Source organism: Sphingomonas sp. (assembly GCF_019635455.1).
GTDB lineage: Bacteria > Pseudomonadota > Alphaproteobacteria > Sphingomonadales > Sphingomonadaceae > Sphingomonas.
Window position 1 is genome coordinate 100487 of the sequence record NZ_JAHBZJ010000010.1, and the last position, 17838, is coordinate 118324.

18 protein-coding genes are annotated in these 17838 nt (G+C 67.5%); 3 read left to right on the top strand and 15 right to left on the bottom strand.

Annotated features, from left to right (window positions below; all coding sequences use genetic code 11):
- Nucleotides 1-25: 25 nt before the first annotated feature.
- The 8 genes from KF783_RS12830 to rimP form a co-directional block, all read right to left on the bottom strand.
- Complete coding sequence (locus KF783_RS12830) at nucleotides 26-610, bottom strand: thymidine kinase (RefSeq protein ID WP_294079944.1); 585 nt, start codon at nucleotides 608-610, stop codon at nucleotides 26-28.
- 34 nt (nucleotides 611-644) lie between these two features.
- Complete coding sequence (gene rbfA / locus KF783_RS12835; RefSeq protein WP_294079945.1) at nucleotides 645-1061, bottom strand: 30S ribosome-binding factor RbfA; 417 nt, start codon at nucleotides 1059-1061, stop codon at nucleotides 645-647.
- A 2-nt stretch (nucleotides 1062-1063) separates the two neighbouring features.
- Nucleotides 1064-1447: a helix-turn-helix domain-containing protein gene (locus KF783_RS12840; protein ID WP_294079946.1), complete on the bottom strand. Its 384-nt coding sequence runs from the start codon at nucleotides 1445-1447 to the stop codon at nucleotides 1064-1066.
- Nucleotides 1440-1682 (bottom strand): type II toxin-antitoxin system RelE/ParE family toxin, encoded by a 243-nt coding sequence (locus tag KF783_RS12845; RefSeq protein ID WP_294080037.1) that lies wholly within the window; start codon nucleotides 1680-1682, stop codon nucleotides 1440-1442. Before KF783_RS12845 ends, KF783_RS12840 begins: the two co-directional genes overlap by 8 nt.
- Before the next feature lie 53 nt (nucleotides 1683-1735).
- Complete coding sequence (gene infB, locus KF783_RS12850; protein WP_294080039.1) at nucleotides 1736-4306, bottom strand: translation initiation factor IF-2; 2571 nt, start codon at nucleotides 4304-4306, stop codon at nucleotides 1736-1738.
- A gap of 40 nt (nucleotides 4307-4346) precedes the next feature.
- Nucleotides 4347-5039: a DUF448 domain-containing protein gene (locus KF783_RS12855; protein WP_294079947.1), complete on the bottom strand. Its 693-nt coding sequence runs from the start codon at nucleotides 5037-5039 to the stop codon at nucleotides 4347-4349.
- A gap of 180 nt (nucleotides 5040-5219) precedes the next feature.
- Nucleotides 5220-6863 carry a transcription termination factor NusA gene (nusA, locus tag KF783_RS12860; RefSeq protein ID WP_294079948.1) on the bottom strand — a complete coding sequence of 548 codons (1644 nt, stop codon included), beginning with the start codon at nucleotides 6861-6863 and terminating at the stop codon, nucleotides 5220-5222.
- Nucleotides 6863-7405, bottom strand: a complete 543-nt coding sequence (gene rimP, locus KF783_RS12865) for a ribosome maturation protein RimP (RefSeq protein WP_294080040.1) — start codon at nucleotides 7403-7405, stop codon at nucleotides 6863-6865. The genes nusA and rimP overlap by 1 nt, the downstream gene beginning before the upstream one ends.
- Before the next feature lie 222 nt (nucleotides 7406-7627).
- Here rimP and KF783_RS12870 point away from each other — a divergent pair, with 222 nt between their 5' ends.
- Nucleotides 7628-8758, top strand: a complete 1131-nt coding sequence (locus KF783_RS12870) for a PQQ-dependent sugar dehydrogenase (protein ID WP_294079949.1) — start codon at nucleotides 7628-7630, stop codon at nucleotides 8756-8758.
- A 3-nt stretch (nucleotides 8759-8761) separates the two neighbouring features.
- Here the strand turns inward: KF783_RS12870 and KF783_RS12875 are convergent, their stop codons facing one another.
- Together KF783_RS12875 and KF783_RS12880 are read right to left on the bottom strand one after the other, a co-directional pair.
- The gene (locus tag KF783_RS12875) at nucleotides 8762-9142 is read right to left on the bottom strand and encodes a PaaI family thioesterase (RefSeq protein WP_294079950.1); all 381 of its coding nucleotides are present in this window, start codon (nucleotides 9140-9142) and stop codon (nucleotides 8762-8764) included.
- The gene (locus tag KF783_RS12880) at nucleotides 9139-9576 is read right to left on the bottom strand and encodes a PaaI family thioesterase (protein ID WP_294079951.1); all 438 of its coding nucleotides are present in this window, start codon (nucleotides 9574-9576) and stop codon (nucleotides 9139-9141) included. The genes KF783_RS12875 and KF783_RS12880 overlap by 4 nt, the downstream gene beginning before the upstream one ends.
- A 59-nt stretch (nucleotides 9577-9635) precedes the next feature.
- Here KF783_RS12880 and KF783_RS12885 point away from each other — a divergent pair, with 59 nt between their 5' ends.
- Together KF783_RS12885 and KF783_RS12890 are read left to right on the top strand one after the other, a co-directional pair.
- Entirely contained in the window at nucleotides 9636-9860 is a 225-nt protein-coding gene (locus tag KF783_RS12885) for a winged helix-turn-helix domain-containing protein (RefSeq protein ID WP_294080042.1), read from the top strand.
- 25 nt (nucleotides 9861-9885) lie between these two features.
- Entirely contained in the window at nucleotides 9886-10677 is a 792-nt protein-coding gene (locus KF783_RS12890; protein ID WP_294079952.1) for a crotonase/enoyl-CoA hydratase family protein, read from the top strand.
- Between the two features lie 35 nt (nucleotides 10678-10712).
- On the opposite strand, the gene KF783_RS12895 is transcribed toward KF783_RS12890, so the two are convergent.
- The 5 genes from KF783_RS12895 to KF783_RS12915 all read right to left on the bottom strand — a co-directional run bounded on the left by KF783_RS12895 (nucleotide 10713) and on the right by KF783_RS12915 (nucleotide 17810).
- Nucleotides 10713-14027 (bottom strand): amidohydrolase family protein, encoded by a 3315-nt coding sequence (locus tag KF783_RS12895; RefSeq protein ID WP_294079953.1) that lies wholly within the window; start codon nucleotides 14025-14027, stop codon nucleotides 10713-10715.
- Between the two features lie 63 nt (nucleotides 14028-14090).
- Nucleotides 14091-14678, bottom strand: coding sequence for a methionine biosynthesis protein MetW (gene metW / locus KF783_RS12900; protein WP_294079954.1), 588 nt, complete (start codon nucleotides 14676-14678; stop codon nucleotides 14091-14093).
- Nucleotides 14675-15103: a GNAT family N-acetyltransferase gene (locus KF783_RS12905; RefSeq protein ID WP_294079955.1), complete on the bottom strand. Its 429-nt coding sequence runs from the start codon at nucleotides 15101-15103 to the stop codon at nucleotides 14675-14677. Before KF783_RS12905 ends, metW begins: the two co-directional genes overlap by 4 nt.
- Nucleotides 15100-16221, bottom strand: coding sequence for a homoserine O-acetyltransferase (locus tag KF783_RS12910; protein ID WP_294079956.1), 1122 nt, complete (start codon nucleotides 16219-16221; stop codon nucleotides 15100-15102). The genes KF783_RS12905 and KF783_RS12910 overlap by 4 nt, the downstream gene beginning before the upstream one ends.
- Nucleotides 16222-16253: 32 nt before the next feature.
- The gene (locus tag KF783_RS12915) at nucleotides 16254-17810 is read right to left on the bottom strand and encodes an NAD(P)/FAD-dependent oxidoreductase (RefSeq protein ID WP_294079957.1); all 1557 of its coding nucleotides are present in this window, start codon (nucleotides 17808-17810) and stop codon (nucleotides 16254-16256) included.
- Between the last annotated feature and the right edge of the window lie 28 nt (nucleotides 17811-17838).

Consider the following 17838-nt stretch of genomic DNA (forward strand, 5'->3'; position numbering starts at 1 on the left):
CGCCGCGCACGATCCGCCAGCCAGCTCACCCCACCGCGCCGATCGCTTCGGTGAAATGGCGGCGGCACAGCGCGACATAGCGATCGTTCCCGCCGATCTCGGTCTGCGCGCCCTCGGCCACCGCGCGCCCCTCGGCATCGACGCGCAGGTTCATCGTCGCCTTCCGGCCGCACCGGCATACCGACTTGATCTCGACAAGCGCGTCGGCGAGCGCGAGCAGGCGCGCCGATCCCTCGAACAGCGCGCCACGAAAATCGGTGCGCAACCCATAAGCGAGGACCGGAATACCCAACACGTCGGCGACCACCGCCAGCTGATCGACCTGTGTCGCGGTCAGGAACTGCGCCTCGTCCACGAGCACGCAATGCACTGGTCCGTCATCGGCCGCGCGCTCGACATGCAGGCGCAGGTCGCAGCTCCGCTCGAACGCGATCGCCTCCGCCGCCAGACCGATGCGCGACGCGATCCTGCCCGCCCCGGCGCGATCGTCGATCGCCGCGGTGAACAGCAATGTGCGCATGCCGCGCTCGCGATAGTTGAAATCGGCCTGCAACAACGTGGTCGATTTGCCGGCGTTCATGCTGGCATAGTAGAAATAGAGCTTGGCCATTGCCGCTTCCTAGCGCGGAGCGCGGGAAATGCGATCAGCTTTCGGCGTCGCCACCGGCATCCTCGCCCAGATCGCGCGCGACCTTGGGATCGCGGAGCAGCGCGTCGATATGGCTGCCCTCGTCAAAGCTCTCGTCCGCCAGGAATTTGAGCCGCGCCGCATATTTCATCTTCACCCGGTGCGCGACCTCGCGCTGGAGATAGGCGGTGTTGGTGCGCAGCGCCTTCAGCACCGCCTCCTCGTCCTTGCCCAGCAACGGCTTCACGAACACCGTCGCGTGGCGCAGGTCGGGCGACATGCGCACTTCGGTGACGCTGACCATGTGGCTGGCCAGCACCTCGTCATGCACCTCGCCGCGCGCAAGGATATCCGACAGGATGTGCCGCACCTGCTCCCCCACCCGTAGCAGGCGGACGGAGCGGGTTTCGGGGGTGTCGTTGGGTCGATTCAAGCCTATTCGTCCGGCAACAAATCTTCCAACGACACGCGAAGTTCGTTGGCGATCGAACGGAATAGCTTGAGGCTACCACTCCGCCCCCTTTCCAGCCCCGAAATCGCCATGTTGGACACGCCAATACGGGAAGCCAATTCCGCTTGCGTCAGACCGCGATATTGACGCCAGACCCGAACTGGGTTTTCGCCATCGATAAGGCGATCGACGATTTCGAGCGGAATATATTCTTCCCCCGCCAGCCTCCGCTGCTCGGCACGTTCGGCTGCAAGCACATCCTCGCGATCTTCGAGCATGTCCAGAAGCTGGCGATAATCAGCTTCCGGCAAGACCGCCATTCGGTGTCCGCTCACTTCGATGATCTGAGCTCTGACAGCGTCATTCATATCCCGATCCTCGAGGCATGATCTCGTCAACCCAAAGAACATCACCCTCCAGGCGAAAGATCACGCGCCAATTCTGCACGCGCAACCGATAATCCGAACGGTCTTGCAACTTTTTCACGTTGGCGCTGAGCGCCAGCGGCTCCGCCGCCAGCTGCCGCAGCTTGTCTCTAATCAAATCTCGCTTGTCACTCTTTGCCAGCGTTCTCGCCGCAGTTTTGGACAATCGAATATCCACAGCCAAAACTAAGCCAAAAGTTTAGCCATGGCAAGGATGGCAAACCATATGCCTTACAACGTCCGCTCGCGCATCTCGACCTCGAAGGTTTCGAGATAGTCGCCCGGCTTGATGTCGGTGAAGTTCTGGCTGAACGTCACGCCGCATTCCAGGCCCGCGCGCACTTCGGCGACGTCGTCCTTGAACCGGCGCAGCGAAGCGATTTCACCCTGGTAGATGATGACGTCGTCCCGCGTGATGCGCGCCTTGAGCGCCTTGCGGATAAAGCCTTCGACCACCAGCAGACCCGCCGCCTTGCCGTGCTTGCCGGCCGAGAAGACCTCGCGGATTTCGGCACGGCCGACGACCGTCTCGAACGCTTCGGGACCCAGTTCGCCCGCCATGCCGGCGCGGATTTCGTCGGTCAGATCGTAGATCACGTCATAATATTTGAGCGCGACCTTCTGCCGCTCGGCGATTTCGCGCGCCTTGGCGTTGGGGCGGACGTTAAAGCCGATGATCGGCGCGCCCGATGCCGCCGCCAGCGTCACGTCGCTTTCGGTGATGCCGCCGACGCCCGAATGCAGGATGCGCACCTTGATCTCGTCGGTCGAGATCTTGTTGAGCGATCCCACGATCGCCTCGACCGATCCTTGCGTATCGGCCTTGACCACCAGCGGGTATTCGATCGCCTGCTTGGCCTGTAGCGCCGAGAACATGCTCTCGAGGCTGGCCGGCGCCTGGGTCGTGCGCTTTTCGAGCAGCACGCCCTGACGATATTCGGCGACTTCGCGCGCGCGCGTCTCGTTCTCGACCACCTGGAGCAGGTCGCCCGCCATCGGCACGCCCGACAGGCCCAGCACCTCGACCGGGACCGAGGGGCCGGCTTCCTTTACCTGGCGCCCCTTGTCATCGACCAGCGCGCGGACCTTGCCGCTCTCCGCCCCGACGACGAAACTGTCGCCGACACGCAGCGTGCCGCGGCTGACGAGGATCGTCGCCACCGGGCCACGGCCCTTGTCCAGCTTCGCCTCGACCACATGGCCTTCGGCGGCGCGATCCGGATTGGCGGTAAGTTCGAGCAGTTCGGCCTGAAGCTGGATCTTCTCGATCAGGTCGTCCAGGCCGGTCTTCTTGAGCGCGGACACTTCGACATCCTGCGTCTCGCCGCCCATGTCCTCGACGATCACCTCATGCTCCAGCAGGCGCTCGCGCACCCGCTTCGGATTCGCCTCTGGCTTGTCGATCTTGTTGATCGCGACGATCATCGGCACGCCGGCCGCCTTGGTATGATTGATCGCCTCGATCGTCTGGGGCATCAGCCCGTCGTCGGCGGCGACCACCAGCACGACGATATCGGTGACGTTCGCGCCGCGCGCGCGCATCTCCGTAAACGCCTCGTGGCCCGGCGTGTCGAGGAAGGTGATCTTCGACTTGTCCTTCTGCGCGACCTGATAGGCGCCGATATGCTGGGTGATGCCGCCGGCCTCGCCGCGCACCACATCGGTGCCGCGCAGCGCGTCAAGCAGGCTGGTCTTGCCGTGATCGACATGGCCCATGATCGTGACGACGGGCGGACGCGGCTTGAGCGAGTCCTCGGCATCGGTTTCGGTGTCGAGCGTCAGGTCGATGTCGCTGTCGCTGACGCGCACGATGTTATGGCCGAATTCGGTCACCAGCAGCTCGGCCGTATCCTGGTCGATCGACTGGGTCAGGGTGACCGGCATGCCCATCTTGAACAGCGCCTTCACCAGATCCGCGCCCTTTTCGGCCATGCGGTTGGCAAGTTCCTGCACGGTGATCGTCTCGGGAACCTTGACGTCGCGGACCTGCTTGGCCTGCGGCTCGCGCGGGCCGGAATGGCGACGCTGCTCCTTTTCACGTGCGCGCTTCAGCGCGGCGAGGCTGCGCGCGCGCGCACCTTCGTCGCCGCCCAGCGCGCGGTTGACGGTCAGCTTGCCGCCACGGCGTTCGTCGCCCTTCCGGTCGCGCTGCTGCGGCTTGGACGGTTCGGCCCGCTTGGGCGCACCGGCGCCGCCGGCTCCACCGCCGCCGCCGGTCTTGGGCGCGGCCAGATTGGGTTCGGGGCGCGGCGCGGCCGGGCGCGGAATTTCGGGGCGCTGCACCGGCGTGAACTGGCGCGGCGCCGGCCGACCCGGATCGAGCTGAAGACCGACCGGTTCGGGTGCGGACGGCGCCGGCGCGGCGGGCGCGGGCGCCGGTTCCGGCTCGGGCGCCTTCTTCGCGCTTTCCTTGGGCGCCTTGGCGGCTTCCGCCTCGGCCTTCGCGCGCTCCTCGGCGCGGCGCTTCTCTTCCTCGGCGGCCTCGGCGCGCTCGCGTTCCTCGCGGCGGCGCGCTTCCTCGGCGAGCTGGAGGCGCTGCTCCTCGGCCTCGCGCAGCAGGCGTGCCTGGCGCTCCTGCGCGGTTTCACCGGCGGGCGCGGCCGGACGCGGCTTGGCGGCCGGAGCGGGCGGCGGCGGCGGGGGAGGCGGCGGCGCGGCCTCTTCCTGCGGTGCTGCGGTCTGCGGACCCAGTACGCGGCGGCGCTTCACCTCGACCACGACGGTGTTCGAGCGCCCGTGGCTGAAGCTCTGCTTCACCTTGCCGGTCTCGACCGTGCGCTTCAGCCCCAGCGGCTGGCGCATCCCGAGTTTCGGCTTTTCGTTTTCGGTATCGCTCAAGTCTCTATCCCGTTCGTTCGTCGTTTTCGTGTCGCGTGCCGCCGGAAGCGCCCGATGCGCCTTGCGAGCCTGTTGCGCAAGGCTTGGAGGGCGAATCGGGTCCGATAAATCGCAGCCAACGGTCGAGCGCATCGCGCACCCGGGCAGCTGCTCTGGCGTCGGTCAGGCCAACATGTACCACATTTTCGCGGCCAAGGGCCAAGGACAATATGGTGCGATCGACCGGCAATGTGAAGCCCGTCTCCCCGCTTCCCTCGCGGTCGGCGCCGACCCGCATCGCCTGGGCGAGCTTGCGGCTGCCGTCCGCGCCCGCATCGGCGGCGTGGAGAAGCAGATGGAGCTTGCCCGCGCGCGCGGCGGTTTCGATCCGTTCGCCCCCGACGATCAGATGCCCCGCCTTTGCCTCCAGCCCCAGCCGGTCGAGCGCCGCGCGCCGCAGATGTTCCGCGATCCGGTCGCCCAGATCGTCGGGAATGCGCAGGTCCTGCGTTTTGAACGCCCGCGCCAGCGCGCCGCGCAGCTTTTTGGCGCTGGCGTCGAGCTCGGCGCGATCGACACCGATCCACGCGCCACGGCCCGGCGCCTTGGCACGGACATCGGGCAGCACCTCGCCGTCGGGGGACAGGGCCAGGCGGATCAGCCCCTCGCGCGGGGCCTCCTCACGCGAAAGGATACAGGTGCGGATCGCGTCGCTCATCTGCGCGCCTCCCGCCCGGTTCCGTCATGCCGGAGATATTCGGGCGCCCGCAGCGCGGCGCGCGGCGACGGACGCGACCGCGCGGAACGGGTCCACGCAATCGCTCCGTCGATGCGACGCGGCGGGGCGCCCCCCGGAGCACGTCCGGGGTGACGGCCGATGAGCTTCAGTCGGCGCGGTTCATTGTTCGGAGTCCGCAACAGCGTCCTCCCCACCGGCCGAACCGGCTTCTGCGTCCGCGGCCGGCTCGTCGTCGAACCAGTGGGCGCGGGCGGCCATGATGATCTCGTTGCCCTGCTCCTCGCTCAGGCCATATTCGCCCAGAACGCCGCCCTTGTCCGCCTCGCGCACCGGCGCGGCGGGGCCGTCGCCACGGCGGCGCGGCTCGGGACGCTTCTTGGCGATCAGCTCGTCGGTCGCCAGATCGGCGAGATCGTCGAGCGTGCGGATCCCCGCCTTGCCCAGCGTGACCAGCATCGCTTCGGTCATGTACGGCATGGTCGCCAGATCGTCCTCGACGCCGAGCGAGCGACGCAGTTCGCGATTGGCCTCCTCGCGACGTTCCAGCGCTTCGGCGGCGCGATTCTGAAGCTCCTGACCCAGATCCTCGTCGAACCCCTCGATCGAGGCGATCTCGTCGAGCTCGACATAGGCCACTTCCTCAAGCGTGCTGAAGCCTTCGGCGACCAGCAGCTGCGCCAGCGTCTCGTCCACGTCCAGCTCGTTCTGGAACATCTCGCTGTTGGCGACGAATTCCGCCTGACGCTTCTCGCTCGAATCGGTTTCGGTCAGGATATCGATCGCCTTGCCGGTCAGCTGGCTGGCTAGGCGGACATTCTGGCCGCGACGACCGATGGCCAGGCTCAACTGGTCGTCGGGGACCACCACCTCGATGCGATCGTCCTCCTCGTCGATCACCACGCGCGCGACATTGGCCGGCTGCAACGCGTTGACGACGAAGGTCGCGGTGTCCGGCGACCAGGGGATGATGTCGATCTTTTCGCCCTGCATCTCCTGCACGACCGCCTGGACGCGGCTGCCCTTCATGCCGACGCACGCGCCGACCGGATCGATCGATCCGTCATGGCTGATGACGCCGATCTTCGCACGGCTGCCCGGATCGCGGGCGGCGGCCTTGATCTCGATGATGCCGTCGTAGATTTCGGGGACTTCCTGCGCGAACAGCTTCTTCATGAAATCGGGATGCGCGCGGCTCAGGAATATCTGCGGGCCGCGCGTTTCGCGCACCACCTTCAGGATCAGGCTGCGGATGCGGTCGCCGACGCGCACCACTTCGCGCGGGATCTGCGCGTCGCGGCGGATGACGCCTTCGGCACGGCCCAGATCGACGACGACATGGCCGAACTCGACCCGCTTGACGACGCCGGTGATGATCTCGCCCTGGCGATCCTTGAACTCTTCATATTGCCGCTCGCGCTCGGCATCGCGGACCTTCTGGAAGATGATCTGCTTGCTGGCCTGCGCCTGGATACGGCCGAATTCGATCGGCGGCAGCGGATCGACGATGAAGTCGCCGACGCCGGCGCCCGCCTGGAGCTTCTGGGCGTCCTTGACGCTCACCTGCTTGAAATAATCATCGACCGCCTCGACCACCTCGACGACGCGCCACAGGCGCAGGTCGCCGGTATTGGGATCGAGCTTCGCGCGGATATCGTTCTCGACACCATAGCGGTTCTTGGCGGCACGCTCGATCGCGTCCTCCATCGCCTCGATCACGATCGCCTTGTCGATCATCTTCTCAGATGCCACCGAATTGGCGATGGCGATCAGCTCGGCCTTGTTGGCGGAAATGGCGGTGGCCATCAGTCCTGTTCCTCTGCTTCGAATTCGTCTGCGCCCTCGGTAGAGAGGGGCTTGGTTGCGGCGATCAGCCGATCGGTAATCACGAGCTTGGCATCCTCGATCCTGTCGAACGGCACAAAATGGGTGACGCCCTGCGCGTCGGTGATCGAGACCAAATTGCCCTTGGGTTCAATGCCGGCCAGATCGCCCTTGAACTGTTTGCGCCCGTCGATCTTCTCGACCAGCGTGATGCGGGCCTCATGCCCCTTCCAGTCCTCGAAATCCTGAAGACGGGTCAGCGGCCGGTCGATCCCGGGCGAGCTGACCTCCAGCCGATAGGCATGGTCGATCGGGTCCTTGCCCGCCGCCTCCAGCTCGTCCATCCGGTCCGAGATGCGGCGCGAGAGATCGGCGCAATCGTCGATCGTCAGCTGACGCGTGTCCGGGCGCTCCGCCATCACCTGTAGTGTCCGATCGCTGGCACCGCCGAACATCTTCACCCGCACCAGATCGAAGCCGAGCGCGCGCGCCTCCGGCTCGACGATATGGGTAAGGGCAGCCATGTCGGCCAACGGCAAAACTCCACAAGGACACCGGATACGCCTCATCGCCGCCGAACCCCTGGGGGCCGGCCTCGGCAAGGTTTCCAATGTCGAGAACAATGTTCCTATAGGCGCTCCGCAACGTCACGGCAAGCCGTTAAGCGGCGGGCTTTGCCCGTTGTGCATCGGCGTGCAACATCCCGCATGCCGGCGCGTTGCCCCGCCATGTTCACGGAGACCCTCATGCGACTGTTCCCCGCCGCCCTCGCCTGCGCCACCCTGATCGCCTGCACCGGCGCCGCGCCCGGCACCCCGCCCCGGGGCGAGACGCGCGAGGGGGCGCCGTTCAGGGTGACCCCGGTCGCGGATTTCGATTCGCCCTGGGCGATGACCTTCCTGCCCGACCGGCGGATGCTGGTGACCGAAAAGGACGGGCGGCTGTTGCTGCTGGGCGCCGATGGAAAGACCCGCCACGTCCTGGCGACGGTGGACGTCATGGCGGACGGACAGGGCGGGCTGATGGACGTCGTTCTCCATCCCGGTTTCGCGACGAATCACCTGGTCTATTTCAGCTATTCCGCGACCGATAGCGACGGGCGGAAGGGCGTGGTGCTGGCGCGCGGGACATTCGAGGACGGTCCCCGGCCGAAACTCGGTGCCATCAAGCAAGTGTTCCGCGCCGATCCCTTTGTCGAGGGGAACGGCCATTTTTCCGGCCGGATCGCCTTTTCGCCGGACGGCCGATATCTGTTCTTCACCAATGGCGAGCGGCAGAAATTCGATCCGGCGCAGGACCCGAAGGCGACGCTGGGCAAGGTGCTGCGGCTGACCCCCGACGGAAAGCCGGCGGGCGATCCCGGCCTGACCGCCAGGGGCTTTCACCCGGCCATCTGGTCCTATGGCCATCGCAACCTGCTCGGCATCGCGTTCGACCGTGCCGGCAATCTGTGGGAGCAGGAGATGGGGCCGAAGGGCGGCGACGAGGTGAACCTCATCCTGCCGGGGCGCAATTACGGCTATCCGCTGGTGTCGGACGGCGACCATTATGACGGCCGCCCGATCCCGCGGCACAGCACCCGCCCCGATCTGGAGGCGCCGAAACTATCCTGGAACCCGGTGATCTCGCCCGGCGGGCTGATCGTCTATTCGGGCGACATGTTTCCGCAATGGAAGGGCGACCTGTTCATCGGCGGGCTTTCCAGCCAGTCGCTGGTCCGCGTCGATCTCGACGGCACCACCGCGAGGAAGGGGGACCAATGGCCGATGGGCGCGCGAATCCGCGAGGTCGAACAGGGGCCGGACGGCGCGCTGTGGCTGCTGGAGGATGGCGGGCGCGGGTCGCAGGGGCGCCTGCTGAAGCTGACCCCGCCCTGACGTTCAGGCGAGCAGGAAGTGCATCCGCGCCGCCGCGACCGGACGATCGCGATCGTCCTGCCATGCCACCGCCTCCACATTGGCGATGCGCGTTCCCAGCCGGGTGACGTGGCCCTGCGCGCGCGTCACCTTTTCCCGGCCGCCGCGCATGAAATCGACGGTGACGTTGACCGGCTTGACCACCGCCTCGTCCCGCGCCTCTCCCGCCAGCGCGTGGCGCAGCGCGCTGATCGCCGCGATCTCCAGCAATCCGGCCAGCGCCCCGCCATGCACGAACCCGGGCCGGCCCAGCACCCGCGGGCCGAACGGCATCGCCAGCACCGGCGCGCCCGGGCCGGCCTCCAGCTCGATCCCCAGAATCTGCGCATAGGGCGGCAGGATCATGCCGGCGCCCCGGTGTACATGAAGGTGCCGGCAACGTTGGCGATCGGGTCCTGCGCATCGCCATCATGGGCGATGCCGCGCACGAACCCGATCGATCGGGTGACGCGATAGCATTCACCGCGCCCGAACACGTCGCATCCCGCCCGTGCCGGGCGAAGATAATCGACCCGCAGATCGAGCGTCGCATGCGGCAGGAAGCTGCCCCGTTTCAGCCACACCGACACACTGGTCGCCATGTCGAGCAACGCGACGATCGGCCCCGACGCCAGGACGCCGCGCGCGGGATCGCCGATCAGGTCCGACCGAAAGGGAAGCCGCAATTCGCACCAGTCAGGCCCGTGGGCGACATAGCCGATGTTCAGCAGACCGGCATGCCCGCCCGTGGCGTGCGTGAAAAAGCGTTGGGGGTCAAAGGACAGGGGCGTGGCGACCATCGCGGGAGGCGGTAGCGGGCGGCGCCGCGCTTCGCAATCGGCGCGTTGGCGCGATTCCCCTGCGCAACCGCGAGTTCGAACTGCTCAGCCATCTTGCCGCGCACCCGGGCCGCTTCGTCAGCCGATCCCGGCTGCTCGCCGATATCTGGGGGCTGGCCTTCGATCCCGGCACCAATGTGGTGGCGGTCCACATCTCCAATCTGCGGGCCAAGCTGGACCGGCCGTTCGCCTATTCGATGATCGAGGGTGCGAAGGGACTCGGCTACCGGCTCAATGCGGTCTAGCCTGTCGCACCGAACGAGCGAGAGGATGACGATGACCGCACAGCGCGTGACCATTGAGGTGGCGGAGGGGGTCGCCCGCGTACGACTCGATCGCGCCGACAAGCTGAATGCGCTCGATCCGGCGATGTTCAGCGGCATTGCCGACGCGATCGAGCAGCTGGCGGCGATGCCGGGGCTGCGCGCGGTGGTGCTCACGGGCGCGGGCCGTGCCTTCTGCGCCGGCCTCGACATGGCGAGCATGGCAGGCGGCGGAAGCGGTCTCGACCTTGGCGCGCGCAGCCATGGCGACGCCAACATCTTTCAGCAGGTCGCATGGGGCTGGCGCACGCTGCCGGTGCCGGTAATCGCCGCCGTCCATGGCCTGGCATTTGGCGGCGGGTTCCAGATCCTGTCCGGCGCGGACATCCGCATCGCCGCGCCGGGAACCCGCTTTTCGATCATGGAGATGAAGTGGGGGATCGTTCCCGACATGGCCGGGTTCGCGCTGTGGCGCACCACCGTGCGGGACGACGTGTTGCGCGAACTCACCTACACCGCCCGCGAATTCGACGCGGCGGAGGCAGCCGCGCTGGGCTTCGTCACGCGCATTGCCGAGGATCCGGAGGCCGACGCGATGGCGCTCGCGCGGTCGATCGCGGGCCGCAACCCCGATGCGATCCGCGCCGCCAAGCGGCTCGCCAATCTGGCCGCCGACGCCGATGGCGCGACGATCCTGCGCGCCGAAAGCGACGAGCAGGCGCGCCTCATGCGGTCACCCAATCAGGTCGAGGCGGTGATGGCCAACATGCAGAAGCGCGCGCCCGTCTTCGCCGACTGATCGCGGCGAAGCGGGTGCGCAATACGCGGGCGCGCCTATTCCCACCACCAGGGCAGGCGCGTTGCCGTACCGGTTTCCACCTCGTTCATCGTCTTCGAATCATAGAGATGTCCGCCCAGCATCACGCGCGAAATCTTGTCGCTGTTGCGGATGTCGGCGGTCGGATCGGCGTCGAGGATGACGAGATCGGCCAGCTTGCCGGCCTCCAGGCTGCCGACGTCCTTCGCATAGCCCAGCGAGCGCGCGGATTCGATCGTGCCGGCGGCAAGCGCCTGGATCGGGGTCATCCCCCCGCGAACGAAGGACCACAATTCCCAGTGCGGGCCGATCCCGGCCTGCTGCCCATGGGCGCCGATCGACACATGCCGCCCAGCCTTTGCGATCTTGATCGCCTCGCGCGCATTGTCGTCATCGACGAACTGGTCCTCCGGCGCGCGGGTGATCCGCATCGTTGCCGCGCGCAGCCGGGCGGGCGGGGTATGGACCAGCAGCGGATTCTTCCACACATCGGTCGCCTGGCGCCAATAGGGGTCACCGGCCAGCCCGCCATAGCTGACGACCAGCGTCGGGGTGTAGTTGGTATCCGACTGGCCGAACATCTCCACGACATCCTTGTAGAAGATATCGACCGGGATATTGTGTTCGAGCGTCGAGTTGCCGTCGGCGATGATGTTCATGTCCATCCCGAACAGCGACCCGCCCTCGGCCACGACCTCCATCCCCTCCGCGCGCGCGGCGGCGACCACCATTTGCCGTTGTTCGCGACGCGGCTGGTTGTAGTTCTTCACCGAATGCGCGCCCTGCGCCTTCAGGCGGCGGACATGCGCGAGGGCATCGTCATAACTGTCGATCTGTGCATAGACGTCGGCCGCCTTCGCCCCATAGATGACCTCTCCGGTCGAAAAGATGCGCGGGGCGAGGATCTTGCCCGCCTGCTGCATCTCGGACGCGACGAAGACATGCGCCGCCTGGCTGGACGGATCGTGCAGCGTGGTGGTGCCAAGCGCGAGGTTCTGGACCAGCGACCAATTTTGCTGCGGGACGAGTTCGTCGGTGCCGTAGGGGCCGTGCGCATGCGCATCGACCAGGCCGGGAATGATCGTCTTTCCGGTCACGTCGATCGTCTTCGTGCCGGCCGGCAACTGGATCGCGGCGGTCGGCGCGACCTGGACGATCCGGTCGCCTTCGATCAGGATCGTCGCGTTGTCGATGATGCCGCCATCGCCCGACGCCATGGTCACGACGCGCGCGCCGGTCAGCGCGACCCGGCCGGTCGCCTTCGCCGCCTTCACCTCCATCGCCATCGACGTGGTGCGCGGCGCGATCGCCGACTTCGCCCCGCCGGGGGCGGTCGCGAAAAAGGCGCTGCGATCCGCCGTCAGCAGCGTCGGGCCAAGGCTCCAGTGCAACCGCGATCCATCGCCCGACCAGTTGATATAGTCTCCGCCATCGGTGCTGACCTTGACCACCGGCAGCGCATCCGCGCGCGGCCCGACGCTCACCTGTTGCCCGCCGGGCATCAACGGCATGGCAAAGACCTGGTAATTCTGGCGGAACGCGACGCTCTTGCCGTCGGGTGAAACGATGAATTCACTGGCGAGATCGCCGGTCGCATGGACCCGCCGCTCGGCACCGTTGAGGTCGGTACTGACCAGCTGGAGCTTGTCGCCGCCATCGATCATGAAGATGCGGTCGTTCGACGCCCCGAACTGTGGCCGCGCCAGATCGCGCGCGACCAGCACCGGCGCGCCGCCCGTCGCCGCGACGCGATAGACGCCGGGATTTTCCGACCAGCCCGGATTGGTCAGGCCGCCGCCATCGCCCTTTTCGAACACGATGGTGCGCCCGTCGGGGGAAAATTGCGGGCGCGCATAATGGCCCGGCTGGCTGGTCACGTCGCGGCCCGCCCCGCCCGTGGCGGACACGGTGCGCAGCTTGCCCAGCCCGCGGTCGCTCCACTGCACATAGGCGATGGTGCGGCCGTCGCGCGACCAGGCGGGGAAGAGTTCGAGGCCCTCGCTCTCCGCCAGGCTGGTCAGGCGGCGTGCCGCGCCGCCGGCGGTCGGCTTGACCCACAATTTGCCCAGGCTTTCGAACACGACGCGTCCGCCATCGGGCGAGACTGCGGCAAAGCGCGGCATCTTCGTCGAAAAGCTGGCCGGCGCGACCGCGATCTGCGGGTGAGGCGCCATCGCGACCGCGCGTGTATCGGCCACGCGGAACGGGATCACCGTCGCATTCGCCCCGTCGGCATCGACGCGGCGGATCTTGCCGCCGGCCCAGAACACCACCGACTTGCTGTCGGGCGTCCAGTCCATATTGGGATAGACGCCGGTCACCGCCCAGGTTTCCTGCACGTCCTGATCGAGCGCGTCGTAAATCTTGCGCTCCTCGCCCGAGACCAGGTCCTTCACATAGAGTTTCGACCGTGCCGCCTCGCGCCGGACGAACGCGATCTTCCTGCCGTCCGGCGACGGGGTCGGACGCACCGAGCCGCCAAGCCCCGCCACCGCCGTCTCGGTCTCGCCGGTTTCGAGGTCGTAGCGTTCGATGTTGAACAGGTTGGTATTGGAATCCTGGGCATATTCGAAAATCGGCCCCGGGGTGATGTTGCGGGTAAAGAACACCGATTTGCCGTCCGCCGCGTAGATCGGCTCGCCCAGCTCCTTCTGGTGGCGTTCGCTGACCCGCTTGACCAGCTGCACCCCCGCACCGCCCGAGATGTGATAGAGCCAAACCTCCCCGGTCCCCAGCGACCGACCGGTGGTGAAATGCTTCTTGGCGACGATATACTGGCCGTCGGTCGACCAGCTTGGCTGGTTCATCAGCCGGAAGTCCTCCTTGGTCAGCTGACGCTTGTCGCTGCCATCGGCATTCATGATCCAGATATTGTCGCCGCCGCCGCGATCGGAGGTGAAGGCGATGCGCCGGCCGTCGGGGGAAAAGCGCGGCTGCACCTCCCAGGCCAGCCCCTCGGCGATGCGCGTCGGGGTGCCGCCGGCGATCGGCATGGTGTAGATGTCACCCAGCAGCGAAAAGGCGATCGTCCGCCCGTCCGGGCTGACATCGACGTCCATCCATGTGCCTTCGTCGGTGTCGATCCGCGCCTGTTTCAGCGTCGCGCCGGCGGGCGCGTTGACGTCCCATTTGGCCGGAGCGGGCGCTGGCGACGGGGCTGCCGGCTGCGCGGTGGCGGAGGGCTGGGCAATCGGCGGGGAGGCCGGCCTGGCGTCGGTCGCCTGATCCTCGGGTGCCTGCGTCTGCGCGACAGGCGGCGGATTTTGCTGCTGTGCCTGCGCCTGGCCCAGAACGAAAAGCGCGGCGAGGACGCCGGCGACCGAATGCTTCATGCGAAGAGGCTCCCTGCAACTCTGTTCTGCGACGAGTGGTAACGACCGAAACCGGCCCCGTCATCAGCGGCGAAGCAGGAATACCGCATGTTCGGCGCGGAAATTAGCCGCCGCCGCGCTGGTGCGCTGATCGCCCGAGAGGAACCACGCCGACTCGACGGTGATGCCCCGCGCCGCGACATAGGCACGAAAATCGTCGATCGTGACGTGGTGGATATTGGGGGTCTCATACCATGCCACCGGCAGCAGCCGCGTCACCGGCATCCGCCCGCCCCACAGCAGCGACAGCCGCACCCGCCAGTGTGCGAAATTGGGGAAGGAGACGAACGCGCGCTCACCGATCCGCAACAGCTGGTCGAGGACGAGGTGCGGGTACATCGTCGTCTGCAACGTCTGGCTGAGGATCGCATAGTCGAAGCTCGCGTCCGGATAATCGCGCAGATCGGTGTCCGCGTCCCCCTGGATCACCGAAAGGCCGCGCGAAACGGCGGTGGCGACATTGGCCGGGTCGATTTCCAGCCCGCGCGCATCGCATCGGCCGGTGTCACGCAGCACGGCCATCAGCGCGCCGTCGCCGCAACCGACGTCCAGCACCCGGCTGCCCGGTGCGACATTGGCGGCGATGATCGCGAGATCGGGGCGCAGGCTCATCGCGAATACACGCCCGGATCCTCACGGACCATCAGCCGATCGGGGTGAGGATAGGGTTTCCAGCCCAGGCTGGCATAGACGGGCTGCATGTCGCGGGTGAACAGCGCCCAGCGGCGCAGGCCCTGAAGGTCGGGATGTGCGTGCAGCGCGGTCAGCATCGCGCGGGCGACACCCCGGCCGCGATGCGCGGGGAGCACGAACACGTCCGCAAGATAGGCAAAGGTCGCGCGATCGGTGACGACGCGCGCGAACCCGATCTGTTCGTCGGCGCCGCGCTCATCCGGCGCATAGGCGCCGACGCACAGCGACCCGCGGATCGCCCGCTCGACCGTGTCGCGCGGAATGCCGACGGACCAGTAGGCGCCGGAGAGAAAGGCATGGATCAGATCGAGATCCAGCTCCTGCGCGTCGAACGAACATCTCATCGCGAGTCTCCCGCGCGCAGAAATCCATCGACCACGCGATTGAGTTCGGGCGCGTCGAGCAGGAACGCGTCATGCCCGAACGGCGAGGACAGCTCGACGAAGCTGACCGCCGCGCCCGCCGCGTTGAGCGCATGGACGATCGCGCGCGATTCGCGGGTGGGGTACAGCCAGTCGGTGTCGAAGCTGACAAGGCAGAAGCGTGTCGCCGTCCCGCGAAATGCCGCGGCGAGCGTGCCGTCATGTTCCTCGGCCAGATCGAAATAGTCCATCGCGCGGGTGATGTAGAGATAGGCGTTGGCGTCGAACCGATCGACGAAGCTCAATCCCTGATGCCGCAGATAGGATTCGACCTGGAAATCGGCGTCGAAGCCAAAGCTCTTTGCGTCGCGCGCCTGCAATCGCCGGCCGAACTTCTCGGTCAGCCCCGCCTCGGACAGATAGGTGATGTGCGCCGCCATGCGCGCGACCGCCAGTCCCGCAGCCGGCGGATCGCCGTCATAATAGGCGCCGCCGTTCCACCGCGGATCGGCCATCACCGCCTGTCGCCCGACCTCGTGAAAGGCGATATTCTGTGCCGAATGCCGCGCGGTCGAGGCGATGACCACCGCCGCCTCGACCCGATCGGGAAAGGTGGCGGGCCAGCTCAGCGCCTGCATGCCGCCCATCGATCCGCCGACCACCGCCTTGAGCCGTGCGACGCCCAGATGGTCGAGCAGCATCGCCTGGGCGCGGACCATGTCGCGAATGGTGATGACCGGAAACGCCATGCCCCATGGCGTGCCGGTGGCGGGATTGACCGTGGCCGGGCCGGAACTGCCCATGCAGCTGCCGAGCACGTTCGCGCAGATGATGAAGTGGCGATCGGGGTCGATCGGCCGGCCGGGACCCACCATCCGCGTCCACCAGCCCGGCTTGCCGGTAATGGGATGCGCCGACGCGACATGCTGGTCGCCGGTCAGCGCGTGACAGATCAGGATCGCATTGCCCGCGTCGTGCGCGAGCGTGCCATAGGTTTCATACGCGATCTCAACCGGGGACAGCAGCGCGCCGCCGTCGAGGCGCAACGGCCCCGGCAAGGTGACGCGGCGGCCTAGGCCAAGGCGCGGATCCTCCGACATGGCCGCGTGCGTATGCGCGCGGACCGATGCGTTCAAGCGGATTGCAGCGGGATCGTCCGTCCCAAAATCGCCTGCGCGGCCAGCCGGCCGGTCTGCGCGCCCCCGTTCATATAGCCGGGAAAGGCGTCGGAGAGGTGTTCGCCGGCAAAGATCACACGGCCAAGTGCCGGCGCGGACTGGGTAGCGGCGCCGTCCGCACCCTCGATCCACAGCAGCCGGCCGAACCGGGTCAGATGACCGGGTGGATAGCTGCCATAGGCACCCTGGATGAACGGATCGCGGTGCCACCGGGTCCGGCGGACGCCACGTCCGTCCCAGGCGCTCGCCATGTCGCCAAGCGCGCCATCGGTCTCGTCGGAATAACGCCGCGCGAGTTCGCCGGGCGATGCGGGATCATCGACCTCGTCGCCGCCCAGATACCAGGTCCAGACCGGATCGCCCGCCGCACCCGCGACGCTGCCGTCCCAGCCGCTCGCGCAGCTGCCGCCGGTCTGCCAGATCTCGCCCCCCGCGCCGATCCGCTCGCGCCAGCGCGGCTGGGCAGCGGCGGCCAGCACCTTTTCGTTCCGGCCAAGGTCCATGGCCGCGATGAAGCCGCGCCATGCCGGCGGCAGCGGGGTCGCGAAATCGATCCGGCGGGTGACCGGCGCCGGCACCGCGACGATCACCGTCGCCGCGCCGACGACACCGCCATCGGTAAAGCCCAGGCGCACGCCGCCGGGCGCACGCTCGACGCGGCGTAGCTGCCGCCCGCGATGGATCGCCCCGGCATGGCGCGCGACCATGGCCGCGATCAGCGCGCCGCTGCCGCCTTCGATCAGATAGCGTTCGTCCGATCCGCCCAGAATGTCGGCGCGCGCGCCATCGACGGTCGGCAGGTTGAAGACGAGCGACAGCGCAGAGGTGGCGTCCGGCTCCGCGCCATATTCGGTGCGCCCGGTCGTCTCCATCAGGCGGCGCACCCACGGCGCCGGCAGCAGGGCGGCGTGCCGGTCGAGATATTGCGCGATCGAGATCGAATCGAGTTCGATCAGCGCCGCGCGGTCGCGATCGATCCGGTCGGCATCGGCGCCGATCTGTGCCGCGATCGGGCGCAACGCGTCGGCCAGTTCGCGGTCGGCGATCACCCGCCCGTCGGCCAGGACGAGCGTGCGGTGTGCATCCCGCTTGCGATCAACCAGCGCGACGCCGAGCGCGCGGGTGAGGGCGTGCATGTCGTCATGGTCGGTATTGACCAGCTGCGCACCCATTTCGAACATCGTGCCATCGGATGCGCGCACGGTATGGATTCGTCCGCCGAGGCGCCGCTGCCCCTCGTAGAGCCGGGCATCGACGCCAGCCTCTCGCAGATAGTGAAGCGCCGTCAGCCCGGCGATGCCGCCGCCGATGATCGCCACGGGACCGGCCGGGGGCCGGGCCGGCGCGGCTGCGGGCATGGTGACGGCGACGCCGGTTGCGGCAAAGCCGCGCAGCAGCGCGCGACGGGTCGCGACCGGGCTCGCCGCATGCGGCTGCGCCTCGCCCGATTCGGCAAGGTTGCGTCGCCGCGCCGCCTCAAGCGCCCGCCACAGGAAATCACCGCCTCGCATGCTCTCGCCATCCATCCCTTCGCCTGCC